This is a genomic window from Arthrobacter sp. UYEF36 (assembly GCF_040547025.1).
In the GTDB taxonomy this organism is placed as follows: Bacteria; Actinomycetota; Actinomycetes; order Actinomycetales; family Micrococcaceae; genus Arthrobacter.
In genome coordinates this window covers 16,258-29,545 of sequence record NZ_JBEPOX010000012.1, presented here as the reverse complement: position 1 = coordinate 29,545, position 13,288 = coordinate 16,258, and the positions used below count along the sequence as shown (strand labels likewise).

Sequence of the window (13,288 nt, the reverse complement as noted above, 5' to 3'; positions counted from 1 at the left end):
GGTGCCTCCCATTATTTACCGCCGCGCCGTCTCAGTTATTGAGCTCGATGTGGGTGCCGATCCCTTGGTTGAGCGCGGCGTCGTACAGGATTCGCCCGATGGCGAGATCCTGCAGCCCGATACCAACTGAATTGAACAAGGTTATGTCCTCATCGCCCACGCGCCCTGCTTTTGTCCCGGCTGCCACGTCACCGAGTTCGGCTTGGACATCTTCAAAGCTCATGACGCCTTCGGCGACCGGGATAATCAGCCCGCCGGATTTTGCCCTGGCCGTGCTCATGCTGTCCACAAATACCCTCGCCCGCAGCATGCCCGCCGAATCAATCTCCCGATGATCCGCCCGGGGACGGGATCCGACGGCGTTCACGTGCAGTCCCGGCTTGAACCACTCGCCCTTCACCAACGGCTCAACCGCCGGTGTGAGGGTGCACAGCACGTCGGCAACCTCCACAACTTCCTGAACACTGGAGGCCCGCGTGATATTAAGGCCTTGATGGGATATCTGCCCGCAGAATTCCGTGACGGTGTCCGCGGAACGCGACCACACCACAATGTTTTCAATCGGTAGGACGGCCAGCATGGCTTCCACGTGGGCCACGGCCAAGGCGCCCGCTCCTACGAGTCCCAGGGTGGTGCTGCCGGGCCTCGCCAGGAGCTTTGACGCCACGGCGCTGGCAGCTGCGGTGCGCACCCGGGTGGGGACTTTGCCGTCCAGAATGGCTAAAGTTTCGCCGGTCAGTTGGGAGAGAAGCATAATGGTGGACCGCTGGGTGGGCAGATTGGACTCCCGGTTTGCAGGGATGTCTGCCAGTAGTTTCACGGTTGCCAGTTCCTCGGCGCTGGACAGCGCCGCCATGGGCAGGAACCTCGCGTCCGACGATGGCAAAAAGAGGGAGTCGGGCGCCGGCTGAAAAGCGGTGCCTCGGCTGAGGGCGGCAAATATGCGTTCGACCGCGGCGATGGTCCCGGGCATATCGGCCAGGGCCTGGAGTTCGGAGGCTTTAAGAATCAGTGTCATGGTGGCTTTCTAAATGTGTGTAGGAAATTGCCCGGGCAGGGGAAGAGGGACCGGGACAGGGTTGCCGTTAGCCGTGGCGATCGATCAGAGATCGTTTCTTACGAGGACTCCCTGCGCCACCACTGCCCGGATTTGTTCCAGGGCCGAGGCGCTGTTCAAGGGGTCGGAGTCCACGATGACGGCGTCGGCAAAGGAACCGCGCACCAGGCGACCGGCATTCTCGCTCCAGCCGAGCAGGGCGGCGGCATTTACTGTGGCTGCCCTCAGCGCGTCCAGTGGTGAAAGCCCAGCCTCCTGAAGGAGTTTCGCTTCCGTGCCGATCGGGGTTACATCGGATCCAAAGGAGTCCGTTCCTGCGACCACCGTTACTCCGGCTTCATGGGCAGCCTTCACTGCTGCTTTGATGATGGGTGTGTACTCGGTGCCGCGGGCAGCAAGGATTGGGTTGGATGATCCCGCCATGCTCGTGATGGCATCCATGGTGGGTGTGAAGTAGGTCCCGCGGCTGGCCATCCGGGAGATGGTCTCTTCGCTGACGAAGACTCCGTGCTCGATACTGCGCACCCCGGCCCGGACGGCACCGTCTATCCCTTCGGCGCTGTATGCGTGGCACAGCACGCCTGCTTTGCCTGAGGCCTTGACCACCGCAGCGAGCTGTTCGTAGTTGTAGACCAGTTCGCGGGGGTCTTGTTCCGCCAGGCCGGCTCGGGGGTTGGCACGGGTCTTGATCACTTGCGAGCCGCGTTTCAGGTTGACGCGGGTGAGATAGGCGAGGTCAGCCGGATCCGTGACTCCCCCGGTCAGGGACACGAGGGGACCCAGGTCCGGGTCCGCGAGGAGCGAGTCCCCAAGGTCCGGTGAAATGAACAGCCCGGCCGGGCTCATGCGGGGTGAGGCGCCGGCGGCCCAGGCAGGCAGGGCAGCGAGGGCGACATCCTGATAGAAGCTGCTGGATCCACTCCTGACGCTGGTCGCGCCGCCCTGCAGAATGGCCCGGGCGTCTGAGAGTGTGTTCGCATGAACGTGCACGTCGATGAGGCCGGGAAGGACCCAGCGCCCGGAGGCGTCCACGATGCGCGCCCGGCCGCCAAGGGCGGCAACAGCACGCCGGGTCTCCTTGCGGCTGCCCGCTGCGGTGACTTTCCCTCCTTCCAGCACGAGGACCCCATCTTCCACTGCATTGCCCGTCTTGGGATCCACAATGGTGCCGCCCTCGATGACTATGGGTTGAGGCGGAGCGGGCCGGCCACGGTGGCTGGGGTTTGCTCCGCTGCTGTCCGCCGATGCGGACGGGGCGCTCCCAAGCTGAGAAGCGAGGCCTGCAACGGAGATTCCTGCCAGTGCGGCCGCCCCGGCCAGGATGCCGCGGCGTGGAACCGCAGCTGGAGGCGGGGCGGCAGGGGTGTGATCGTGCAGGCACATGGTTCTCTCCAAGGGGAAGGGTCCTGCCCGGGGGCAGCACGGGTCAGATGCTTCAAGGTCAAAAAGTGGTGGTTCCACGAAGGGCGGTTACGCTCCGGGCAATGCACTGGACTGCTCTCACCCGCTTCCACTCTATCGTTTTGGTATACCAAAGCCAAGGGTTGAGTCAGGTGGAAAGCAGATGCTAGCGGTCGTTTACAGCCACTGCAACCGCGACCTCAGCGTGCGGATAGGTCGGCGGAAACAGCACGTCGGGCTCCCGGAACTGCACGTCCCGTCCCGAGTAGGCGGCCCGCATCCGATCGAACAGCCGCTGCCCTTCGACCCGTAGTGCATCGAGGTCGATGCCGGGCAGGGCGCCGTCGACGACGACAGGGCGGCCGGCCACGAACGTATCGGTCACCTGGCGCGCTGTTCCGTTGAGCACCAGCGTGCGCAGCGGGTCTTCGACCACACCGTCTCCGAAGTGGCCCAGCGAGACGACGGTGATGTCGGCCTGCATGCCGGGGGCAAGCCTGCCCAGGTCGGCCCTCCCGAGGGCCCGTGCGCCCCCGAGGGTGGCGGCATTGAAGTAGTCAGCCAGGGCCCCGGCGTCCGGACGGCCCTCGATCATCCTGGTGAGGTGCATGCCGACATCCATGCCCCGCACTAGATCCGGTGGGAAGGAGTCAGTGCCCAGGCATAGGTTGATGCCTGCCGTGCGGAAACGGTCGAATGAAACCAGCTGCTTCTGGTAGCGGAACGACGTCATCGGGCAGTGGACAATGCTGACGCCGTGGCGCGCCAGCGTCTCAAGCGGGCCTCCCGGAGCGGACGCGACAGCATCAGCGCCGTCGATCACCACAGCATGCGGGATGAGCAGACGTGTGCCAAACAGGCCGGTGAAGTCGAGCAGCTCCAGGACGCCGCGCCCGGCCGAGCGCTGGAGGAACTCGTCCTCAAGCGGAGACTGGAGGCAGTGGAGCCGCACGAGCGCGTCCCGCTCCCGGGCGATCCGCGCCGTCTCGCGCATGAGGTCTTCCGATAGCGTCTCGATGCGGCACGGCAGGAATGCCCCGGTGATCAGCGGGTCTTCGAGGCCGGCGGCATGGTCCATGAAGCGCTCCGCGTCCCGCAGGCCCGCAAGCCCCAGCGCCTCGTCGAAGTGCACCGCTCTGTCGCCGGTGGCAGTGGTGACATGGACACCGGATCGGTAGGCGGGTCCGAGGTAGCCGCGCAGTCCTATCCGCCGGCTGGTCTCTGCCATGTCCACGAGCTCGTCGTAGCCTTCAGCCCAGGAACTGTGGATCTCCGAGGCGATCGGCATATAGGTGGTGATCCCGTGCAGGGCGAGCTGCGCCAAGGCAAACTTGCGGACCACGGAGCGCTCCGGTGGCGTGAACACATCCCGGCGACGGTTGGCGAAATAGTCATCCGACCACAGGTGACCGGCCGCGACTTCGGGCGAGGACCAGGAGTCCAGGATGAGGTGGTCGATGTCGGCGAGGGCGTCGAGGTCTATCAGGCCGGGCATAACCAGGCTCTGGCCGTAGTCGCGTTCCTCATCGACCGGACCCGCGTAGTTGCGCCCGACGAAGACAATGGAATCTCCGTCGAAGACGACTTCGCCGTCCTCGATGAGCGTGTGCTGAGTTCCGTCGGACCCCAGAACGTACCGGGCCGAGATTTTCTTGTACAAAATGCTCCTCCTTGGCGGACTTTCCCAAATGTGACTTGCCTCTCAATGACTACGAGTATACAGTCATTTGGTATACCAAGAGTCCGATTCCGCAAAAGCGTGATGTCTTCGTTCTGACTCCTTCATCCCCTCGAAAGGCCTGCGTCATGCCCAATGAAGCACAGACCACAGGCGGCACTGTATCCGCCTCAGTGGACGCGCCGCCCTCTCTTTCCTTCCGTGCCCGCCCCGCTTTGTGGGTAGCGATGATCGCACTCTCCACCGCCATCTGCGCCGTCGCCATCATGATCGGGACCCATAAGTTCCAATTCGGTCCGGCCGCCATCGTCCTGATGCCCATCCTGTGGACCGTGCTCATTGGCGGATTCCTCGGAGTCCAGCGATGGAAACCCGTCGGAGGGCATGCCCGAGCAGTGTCCACGCACCTGATGGACGTGTCCATTGTTTTCTTTCTGGCCGGCCTCGGCACTCAGATCGGCCCGTCGCTGGCGAAGTTCACAAACATCGGCCCGGCGATCCTCCTGCAAGAGGTGGGCCACGTCGTCGGGACAGTGATCCTGGCCCTTCCGGTGGCTGTTGCGCTCGGCCTGGGCCGCACGGCGATCGGCGCAACTTGGTCAATCGACCGCGAGTCCTACCTCGCCTTCGCCATCCAGCGATTCGGCGTCCGGTCCCCCGAGTACCGGGGCGTGTTCGCGGTCTGGGTGCTGGGCAGCGTCTTTGGTGCCGTCTTCATCTCCCTTTTGGCCGGTCTCCTCGGTGGTCTCGACTTCTTTGATCCGCGGGCCCTCGCTTTGGGCCTTGGGCTCGGATCCGCCTCCATGATGCTCGGCGGGGTGGGCGCCCTGTCTATCCTGTATCCGGAGATGGCAGGGGAGATCATGGCCCTCGCTGCTCTCTCCAACCTGGTCACCAACATCGTCGGCTTCTACGCCGGCGTCTTCATCGCGCTGCCCTTGTGCCAGAAGCTCTACAGAATGTGGTCCCGCATCTTTGGACGGGACGACCTCGGCCACCGCATCCGCCGCGGCGCTCTCAATCCCGCGGCAGGGAGGGCCCGCGCAGGCGGCGCGGATTCGGCACGCCCGGGCCTGGCACGGACCAAATCTGATGAGGAGTCCGGCATCGATGCCGTAGACGTCTACGGCATCGAAGAGGACCCCGTTGTTGTCCGGACACCCAAGACGTGGCTGATCGCATTCACCGCCACCGGAGTTGCGGGCGTCCTGCTGAACGCTCTCGGAACCGGTTCCGCCCGGCCGCTGGATGCCGTCGGCGTGCTTATCCTCCTGGCTCTTACCGCCATCGCACTCGTGCTCGCGAAGCTCGTTCCGGTGGTCCCGTCCAGCATCTGGGTCCTGGCCCTGGCCACCGTTGCCTCCGCCCCGTTCCTACCCATCGGGCCCGCCATTGCCTCCACCACGCAGCACATCAGCGTCCTCTTCGCAGGCCTGCCCATGATCGCGCTGATCGGCATGTCACTCGGCCGTGACGTCAAGGCACTGCGTTCACTGAGCTGGAAGATCGTCATCGTCGCGCTGATGACCTTTACCGCGAGCTTCCTCGCCGCGGCAGTCATCGCGCAGATAGCCTTCCAGTTCTAGTACATGCTTCGGGGGTGTTGGGCGCCGATCCCGCGGGATCGGCGCCTTCCCCAACGTCCTTCACCGCCAGGCCGAAAGGAATCACCATGCTCATCACCAACGTCCGCCCCTGGGGCGGGGACGCCGTAGACCTCGAGGTACGCGAGGGGCGGATTGCAGCCGTTCGCCCCGCGGGGACCGCCGTCGAAGCCGCCGACTCCGCCGTCGGGGAGGTCAACGGGCGGGGCCGGATCGCCCTGCCCGCATTCACGGACGTGCACGTCCACCTCGACTCAACGCGGATCGGGCTGCCGTTCCGGGAGCACACCGCCTCGCCCGGTGTATGGAACATGATGTGCAACGACCGGGAAAACTGGCGCGACACACCCATCCCCTACACGGATGTCGTGGCGGGAACACTGGAGCGGATGATTGCGCGGGGCACCACGCGGGTCCGTTCCTACGCCCAGGTCGACGCCGACTGCAAGCTTGAGCGTTTCGAGGCAGTCATGGCCGCCAAGGAGCGCTTTGCCCACGCCGCCGACGTCGAGGTCATGGCTTTCCCCCAAGCGGGCCTCCTGCTCGAGGACGGCACCATCCCGCTCCTCGAGGAGGCCCTCCGCGGAGGTGCCACGACTATCGGCGGCATTGACCCCTGCCAGCTGGACCGTGACCCCGTCCGCCATCTGGACATCGTGTTCGGCCTGGCCGAAAAGTACGGGGTCGACGTCGACATACACCTGCACGAACCCGGCCACATGGGGATCTTTAGCGCCGAGCTTGTCTTCGAACGCACCCGCTCGCTGGGTATGGAAGGACGCGTATCGTTGTCCCACGCTTACGATTTGGCCAACGTCCACCCCGACATGACAGCCCGGCTTATGGAGCAGATGGCCGAACTCGACATTGCCTGGGCAACGGTCGCCCCGGCCAGCGGAGGCACACAGTTTGATCTGGGCCGGATGACAGAGGCAGGAATCCGTGTCGGTTTGGGCGAGGACGGCCAGCGGGACTACTGGAGCCCGTACGGCAATTGCGACATGCTCGACCGCACCTGGCAACTGGCCTTCACCCACCGACTGCGCAACGACCGGCTGATCGAACACTGCGCGGCGATCGCCACCATCGGAGGCGCGTCCATCATGGACCGCACCCTTCCGCGCCTCACCAATCCCGACGACCGACCCGGCCTCGCCCCCGGAGATCGGGCCGACATCGTCCTGATCGACGGCGAAACCATCACCAGCGCCGTCATGGACCGCGGCACCGACCGAACCGTCCTCCATGACGGCCAGCTCGTCGCGGACGGACTGGTCGTTCTCCCGCGCCTAGCCGCGTAACGTATCCACGTCCTCCCAATGATGCAACCGCAAACGATTGACCACAATGGCGGAACTGGCCGCCAAGAAAGTACGACTCATGACCACTCAAGCACCGCCCGACCGTCTCGTCGGCGCCATTCAGACACGACAAGAACTAGATGCCGCCCTAGCCAATATGTCCTTGTCGGACGCCCGTTCCGGGCTGAAAGTGGTGCCGTGGTCGCCTGTCAACGCCGTGTCTCTATGGTTCTTTCAGGCCGTGCGCTAGCCGGGCGCTGGGGATCACGCTGTGGGCCCTTCACTGTTTCTTTGCCGAGAACGAGGACTAGATTCCGTTTTCCCGGTGATCCCCGCGGGCGGCCGCTTTCCAATCAGCGGATGTGTTTGGTGAGGAGATGACGAAGGCCATGCTGGCCGAATCCCAAGATGAGGAACAGATCATTGCCAGGGTCGCTGCCCTGGATATCGGCAAGGCCGAACCCGTGTGTTGTGTCCGGGTCCCGGCGAAGGGGAACCCGAAGAAACGGTTGCAGGAGGTGTCAACGCATTCGACGATGACCCGTTCACTGGCCGAGCTGGCCAACTGGTGGACTTGCGTATCGAGCGGGTGGTGATGGATGCGACCTCGGACTACTGGAAGCCCGTGTTCTACCTCCTGGAGGCACACGGGCTCGAGCCGTGGCTGGTCAACGCCCGCGACGTGAAGCATCTGCCGGGACGTCCCAAGACCGATGTCCTCGATTCGGTCTGGCTCTGTAAGGTCGCCGAACGCCAGATGCTCCGGCCCAGCTTCGTCCTGCCTGCCCCGATCCGTCGGCTCCGGGATCTGACCCGGTACCGGATTGATCTCATCGGAGCACGGACGGCGGAGAAGAACCGGGTCGAAAAACTCCTCGAGGACGCCTGCATCAAACTCTCCGTTGTCGCCTCGGACATTTTCGGGGTGTACGGGCGGGAGATGATGGCAGCGCTCATCGCCGGCGAACGGAACCCGGCGGTGCTCGCGCAGCTGGCTCGGTCGAGGATGCGGACGAAGATCACCGAACTCGAGGAGGCCTTCACGGGCCACTTTGATGACCACCACGCGTTCCTGCTGCAGCATATGCTGGACCGTATCGACGGCATCGATGCCGATATCGCCGCGGTCGATGAACAGATCGAGGCGCAGCTGGCCCCTTTCGCGGCGGCGGCGGAACGCCTGGATGAGATACCGGGCATCGGCCCCGTCGCCGCCGCCATTATTCTGGCCGAAATCGGGGCGGACATGTCCCGGTTCCCGACCGAGGGTCACCTGTGTTCCTGGGCGAAATACTCCCCGGGCATCAACTCCTCCGCCGGAAAGACCAAAGGTAACGGCTCCACCGGCCACGGCAACCCCTATCTCGCACGCGTCCTCGGCGAGGCCGCCGTCGTGGCCGGAAAAACGGATACCTTCCTGGGCGAACGCTACCGAAGGATCGCCCGGCGACGGGGCAAAAAACGTGCCATCGTCGCCGTCGGAGGCTCCATCCTCGTCATCATCTGGCACCTCCTGCAGGATCCGGACGCCCGGTTCCATGACCTCGGCGCCGACCACTTCAGCCGCCACACAAACCCGGACGCCAGGAAACGCGGCTACGTCCGCCAGCTCGAAGCCCTCGGCTACATCGTCACCCTAACCCCGGCGGCCTGACTCCCATTTTCATGACCACCGCAGGCTCCATGTCACCTCCGGATACCCACACGCGCCCCGACCACAGGCAGGTCATCTCATTTTCGGACTAGACAGTGCGCTGGAAATCCTGAAGCCCGTAGCCGCGGCCCAACGAGTCGGCATCATGGTTACGCGTCTCACCCCGGGCCTCTACGAGGCCCGACTGAACGATCAGCTACCACCGGGCACGACCAGGGAAAGCTGGGGCTTAACCCAATGAAAATGAAACAGGATAGCGGCGGTTGACCTCCCAGAAAGTGCAGCCGAAATCAACCGATTCGGACCGTCATGTGCCCCGGTGGCGCACGAGCGGCGAAGGCCATTGACTCCTCCGCAGTTACGCGCAGGTCACAACGCTTCTTCGCTCCAGCGGGATCGTCTGCCTGCGACTCTGGTGAGGACCGGGAACGGGCGGCATTCTCTTCAATCACTCGTTCCGCCCCGTCTGGATGATGTTGACTATCTCGGCAAATCCCAGCCGGTGAGCGTTCTCCAACGCCGTTCGTCCTTGAGGGTCCGGGATCGTGGGGTCTGCGCCGGCGGCGAGGAGCTGCCGGACCACGTCCTGTTGCCTGGGGCCTCCGTTGTTGAGGAGGATGGCCTCCTGTAGGGAGGTCCAGCCCAGGCTGTTGACGTGGTTCACGGGCACCCTCGCTTCGAGGAGGATCCGCACGGTCTCCACGTGTCCGTGTTCGCTGGCGGGGATCAGCGCTGTCCCGCCGTACCGGTTGGTGCTGGAAACGTCGGCGCCGTTGGCGAGCGTCAGGCGGAGGACCTCGTTGAGCCCCTCTGCCCCGGCGTAGAGGAACGCTGAATCCTGGATCGTGTCCTTGGCGTTGACGTTGCCGCCGGCCCGGATCAGCTCGGCCACCTCACCGACGTCGTTGGCCTTTGCGGCCTGGATAAGGCGCTGGTCCAGTGCCGCCTGAGCCTCCCGGGACGGGACCGGCGGGGCCGTCGCTGGCGAAGAAAGCAGCGGGGCCGGTGGCGTCAGGGGCGGCGCCTGCTGCCCCGGAGTGATCCCGGCCGTCGCGGACTCGGGCCGGAGGGGCCGCTCGGTTCCCGGGCCACAGGACATCAGCCCGAGCACCGCTGCGCCGACCAGGACAAGATTCCGGATCCCAGCCAAGGTGACTGCCTACTTTGCTGTGCCCGGCGCGGCACCGGCGATGGATTCCGCTCCGGCTGCGGCGCAGGCTTCGTCGAGCATGCCGTCGGGAGCGCCGCCGACGCCGATTCCGGCCACGGACACCCCGTTGACCTTCAGCGGAACTCCGCCGGCCAGGAAGAGGGTGCCGGGGAGGTCAGCGATGCTCGGCCCGTTCCCGTTGATCCGTTTGGACAACTCGCTGGTCGGCGTTCCGAAGGCCGCGGCGGTGTAGGCCTTTTGCCGGGCCGCCTCGATTGTGTGCTCGGCGGCGTTGTCGCCGCGGAGCAGGGCCTGGACGGTACCGAAGCGGTCGACCAGCGCCACCGTCACGAACGGCAGCTTGTCTGCCTGGCATTTCGCGAGGGCGGCCTGGACGGCGGCGGCGGAAGCACCCACGCTGATGCGGTTCTGGGCGACCACGTTCTGCGGAACAGGCTGGATGTCCGCCGCCGGTACGGCAAGGGTGGCCGCCGCTGGGGCGGGACCGGTGTTGGCGGCGGCCGTCAGCCCGCCGGTCAGGAGCAGTGCCCCGGTGGCAGCGGCGGCAGTGATGAACTTTTGGGACTTCTTCATGGCTTCTCCTTGATGTGCGGTCTCGGGGATTGCTCCGGGCGGGTAGACCGGGCCCCGGATCCATCTTGGCCGTTCCTGTGCCGGTGGGCATCGGGCCTTCGTCTGGCGCTTGCTCCCCCGTAAGGCCAGCAGCATCAGCCAAAAGGCTGAGGTCGGCGCCCGGCGCGGGCTCTAGCATGGTGAGTAGTACTCCATCGACCGGAACCGGATCCCATGTCCTCCTTGCCAGCTGCCCCGCCGGAGCCCTCCCAGCGCGGGCATGCCTCCGTGACCGGAGCGCTAGGCCGGATCGACGCCGTCATGCATCTTGGTTTCGCCGTACTCATGACGGCGTCGGCGGTCCGCTACGTCATGCGGCACAGCCCTGCGGATAACTTAGGCGTCCTGGCACTCGCCGCGGCGGTCTGTGCGCTCTACGCCCTGATCGCCGTGCTCTCCCAGCAGCGCCGGCCGTGGGCGGTGTGGATGTTCGTCCTGGTAGTGCTCTGGGCCGTACTGGTGATTGCGGCGCCGAGTTTTGCCTGGTGCTCGTTCGCGCTGTTCTTCCTGTGCCGCACGGCCTTCACCGGGCCGGTCGCCTATCTCGCCGCCGGCGCGACGGCGGCGGCCACTGCAGCCGGGCTGTTCCGGCTGAGCGGCGGCACGGATGTCGCGATGCTCCTGGGCCCTTTGGCGGTGGGCCTCATGCTCACACTGATCCACGACCGCATCGAGCACGACGCTGCTGAGCAGCGCCGGCTCCATACGGCGGTGTCGCTGGCACAGGACCAGCTGGCGGCCACCGAGCGCAGGGCGGGGAGCATCGAAGAACGCGCCCGGGTTTCCCGGGAGATTCATGACACCGTGACCCAGGGCCTGGCCAGCAGCCTCCTGCTCCTGGAAGCGGCCTACCGGTCCTGGCCCAACCCGGACGCCCGTGGAGACGTCCGCTCCGCGAGCGGGATGCTGCGTCAGAACCTGGCCGAAACCCGCAGCCTGGTCCACGACCTCGCTTCCCCGGGCCTGGACACGGCGCCGCTCCCGGAGGCGGTCTTCAAGGCGGCAGCGCAGTACCTGCCGGGTGTGCACCTGCTGGTCACAGGCGAGCCCCGTCCCGTTCCCGCCGACACCCGGCACGCCCTGCTGCGGGTGGTCCAGAGCGCGGCTGCCAACACGGCGCTGCATGCGTCCGCGGCCAATGCCACGGTAACGCTGGGCTTCCTCCCGGGCGCCGTCACACTGGATGTGTACGACGACGGCGCGGGCTTTGATCCGTTGTCGCTGGCACCGCCTTCGGACGCTGGAGGCTACGGACTGCGCGCCATGCGCCAGCGGGTCGAACAACTCGGCGGCGTATTCTCGGTGGAAAGCCGCCCCGGCGACGGGACGGTTGTGGCCGCGGAACTGCCGACCAGGGAGAAACAGTGAAGACCATTACCGTGCTGCTGGCCGATGACCACCTGGTGGTCCGCAGCGGGCTCAAGGCGCTGTTGGGCACCCAGCCAGGCATTGAGGTGGTGGCCGAGGCGGCCTCGGGTGAGGAGGCCCTGGCCCTGGTGGAGCAGCACGGCCCGGCCGTGGTGATGATGGATCTCGCCATGGGTGCCGGCATGGACGGCATCGAAGCCATCAGGCAGTTGCGGCAGCGCAACAGCGGGCAGGCGATCCTCGTGTTCACCACCTATGACTCCGATGCCGACATCGTCCGTGCCGTCGATGCCGGGGCGATGGGCTATCTCCTCAAGGACGCCTCCCCCGAGGAGATCTTCGCTGCTGTCCGCGGCGCAGTCCACGGCAAGAGCGTAATGAGCGCCCCAGTAGCCTCGCGACTCTTCCAGCAACTGCGCAACCCGGACGCGATCCTGACCCCGCGCGAGGCCGAGCTGCTGTCCCTCCTGACTGAAGGACTCAGCAACCGCGAACTCGGTCAGCGGCTGTTCATCTCCGAAGCCACAGTAAAGACACACCTGGCACACATCTACGCCAAACTCGGGGTCGAAAGCCGCTCAGCGGCGATCGCCACCGCCATCCGCCGTGAAGGCATGCGCTAGTCCCGGCGGAGCGCATCGCGAGGGCCCCGGAACGGGATCAAGGACAGACTCGCGATGCTGCCGAGGAATGAGCACTCTGTTGCTCCAACCGCCAACACGACTGGGTTATGTCACATGATCCTCGATATCGACGGGACGCCACGGCCGTCCAGTCCGTAGACCGCTCGTCCTGGGTTGGACCGATCTGGCCCCGGCCTTCCATCCGTCTGAGAGCACGAAGACTCCCGGCGGTAGCATGCGGAGGGGGTCAGAGCACCTTGGACAGTCCTGCTCCGCTTGCAAGAGAAAGGCGGGGGAGGGGTCAACAACTTCTTCATGATGGCAGGCACTGTACTGACCATCTTTTTGACGACGGGGCTAACCATCCTTGGCTGGACCAAACGGCAGGAAGCCTCAACGGAAGCTGAAGGACGACGAACCCACTAGTCTAAATGTCCTCTTGTCGCGCCATCCCATGGATCAGTTGTAGCAGCCGAAACGTACCCTAAGCGCCGACGCCCCGGCAGCGTCCTCGCCTCTGACAACGACATGGGAGCCTGCAGATTAACAGAAATAGCCGGAACGGAGCGGTCCGGTTCCGACCACCAACGCCGGGCACCCGTCAACGAGACGCACCAAGTCATGCGCTTACCTGGCAACGTCGCCATGAACAGTTATGACACCACGAAATGCAAAGCAGCAAAGGCAGCACCGCTCCCCCAGCCAGCGTCCAGTCATGCAGTTAGCGGAGCTCCCGGCCATGAACGAGTAAGCGGCACCACCGCTGCCGGAAATCTAGAGAAGGAGCCACCCTGCCACAGCCACCAACAAAAATAGGAC

General features: G+C 65.2%; 11 protein-coding genes. 6 read left to right on the top strand and 5 right to left on the bottom strand.

Translation table 11 applies throughout. The features are described from left to right. Positions 1-31: 31 nt before the first annotated feature. The 3 genes from ABIB29_RS16545 to ABIB29_RS16535 form a co-directional block, all read right to left on the bottom strand. A complete protein-coding gene (locus tag ABIB29_RS16545; RefSeq protein WP_354173902.1) occupies positions 32-1,018 on the bottom strand; it encodes an ornithine cyclodeaminase family protein in 987 nt (328 codons plus the stop codon). An 84-nt stretch (positions 1,019-1,102) separates the two neighbouring features. Continuing rightward, entirely contained in the window at positions 1,103-2,440 is a 1,338-nt protein-coding gene (locus ABIB29_RS16540; protein WP_354173901.1) for an amidohydrolase family protein, read from the bottom strand. A 184-nt stretch (positions 2,441-2,624) separates the two neighbouring features. After that, on the bottom strand, positions 2,625-4,118 hold the full coding sequence (locus tag ABIB29_RS16535) for an amidohydrolase family protein (RefSeq protein WP_354173900.1): 1,494 nt from the start codon (positions 4,116-4,118) through the stop codon (positions 2,625-2,627). Between the two features lie 146 nt (positions 4,119-4,264). On the opposite strand from ABIB29_RS16535, the gene ABIB29_RS16530 reads away from it, so the two are divergent. The 4 genes from ABIB29_RS16530 (at position 4,265) to ABIB29_RS16515 (ending at position 8,695) form a co-directional block, all read left to right on the top strand. Then, a complete protein-coding gene (locus ABIB29_RS16530; RefSeq protein WP_354173899.1) occupies positions 4,265-5,722 on the top strand; it encodes a DUF3100 domain-containing protein in 1,458 nt (485 codons plus the stop codon). Positions 5,723-5,808: 86 nt separating this feature from the next. Further along, complete coding sequence (locus ABIB29_RS16525) at positions 5,809-7,041, top strand: amidohydrolase family protein (protein ID WP_354173898.1); 1,233 nt, start codon at positions 5,809-5,811, stop codon at positions 7,039-7,041. A 377-nt stretch (positions 7,042-7,418) separates the two neighbouring features. Then, positions 7,419-7,637, top strand: a complete 219-nt coding sequence (locus ABIB29_RS16520) for a hypothetical protein (RefSeq protein WP_354173897.1) — start codon at positions 7,419-7,421, stop codon at positions 7,635-7,637. Continuing rightward, positions 7,610-8,695 (top strand): IS110 family RNA-guided transposase, encoded by a 1,086-nt coding sequence (locus tag ABIB29_RS16515; RefSeq protein WP_354173896.1) that lies wholly within the window; start codon positions 7,610-7,612, stop codon positions 8,693-8,695. The genes ABIB29_RS16520 and ABIB29_RS16515 overlap by 28 nt, the downstream gene beginning before the upstream one ends. Positions 8,696-9,143: 448 nt before the next feature. Here ABIB29_RS16515 and ABIB29_RS16510 read toward each other — a convergent pair whose 3' ends face one another. Both ABIB29_RS16510 and ABIB29_RS16505 read right to left on the bottom strand, forming a co-directional pair. Next, the gene (locus ABIB29_RS16510; protein ID WP_502915640.1) at positions 9,144-9,794 is read right to left on the bottom strand and encodes an ankyrin repeat domain-containing protein; all 651 of its coding nucleotides are present in this window, start codon (positions 9,792-9,794) and stop codon (positions 9,144-9,146) included. Between the two features lie 60 nt (positions 9,795-9,854). Continuing rightward, on the bottom strand, positions 9,855-10,439 hold the full coding sequence (locus ABIB29_RS16505) for a GlcG/HbpS family heme-binding protein (RefSeq protein ID WP_354173894.1): 585 nt from the start codon (positions 10,437-10,439) through the stop codon (positions 9,855-9,857). Between the two features lie 213 nt (positions 10,440-10,652). Here ABIB29_RS16505 and ABIB29_RS16500 point away from each other — a divergent pair, with 213 nt between their 5' ends. Together ABIB29_RS16500 and ABIB29_RS16495 are read left to right on the top strand one after the other, a co-directional pair. After that, on the top strand, positions 10,653-11,846 hold the full coding sequence (locus ABIB29_RS16500) for a sensor histidine kinase (RefSeq protein ID WP_354173893.1): 1,194 nt from the start codon (positions 10,653-10,655) through the stop codon (positions 11,844-11,846). After that, a complete protein-coding gene (locus ABIB29_RS16495; RefSeq protein ID WP_354173892.1) occupies positions 11,843-12,469 on the top strand; it encodes a response regulator in 627 nt (208 codons plus the stop codon). Before ABIB29_RS16500 ends, ABIB29_RS16495 begins: the two co-directional genes overlap by 4 nt. The last annotated feature ends 819 nt before the right edge of the window (positions 12,470-13,288 follow it).

What these genes read in the sequence shown, in the direction of transcription:
- ABIB29_RS16545 (WP_354173902.1), bottom strand. Translation starts at nt 1,018, where the DNA reads ATGACACTGATTCTTAAAGCCTCCGAACTCCAGGCCCTGGCCGATATG.
- ABIB29_RS16540 (WP_354173901.1), bottom strand. Translation starts at nt 2,440, where the DNA reads ATGTGCCTGCACGATCACACCCCTGCCGCCCCGCCTCCAGCTGCGGTT.
- ABIB29_RS16530 (WP_354173899.1), top strand. Translation starts at nt 4,265, where the DNA reads ATGCCCAATGAAGCACAGACCACAGGCGGCACTGTATCCGCCTCAGTG.
- ABIB29_RS16525 (WP_354173898.1), top strand. Translation starts at nt 5,809, where the DNA reads ATGCTCATCACCAACGTCCGCCCCTGGGGCGGGGACGCCGTAGACCTC.
- ABIB29_RS16520 (WP_354173897.1), top strand. Translation starts at nt 7,419, where the DNA reads ATGACGAAGGCCATGCTGGCCGAATCCCAAGATGAGGAACAGATCATT.
- ABIB29_RS16510 (WP_502915640.1), bottom strand. Translation starts at nt 9,794, where the DNA reads ATGTCCTGTGGCCCGGGAACCGAGCGGCCCCTCCGGCCCGAGTCCGCG.
- ABIB29_RS16505 (WP_354173894.1), bottom strand. Translation starts at nt 10,439, where the DNA reads ATGAAGAAGTCCCAAAAGTTCATCACTGCCGCCGCTGCCACCGGGGCA.
- ABIB29_RS16500 (WP_354173893.1), top strand. Translation starts at nt 10,653, where the DNA reads ATGTCCTCCTTGCCAGCTGCCCCGCCGGAGCCCTCCCAGCGCGGGCAT.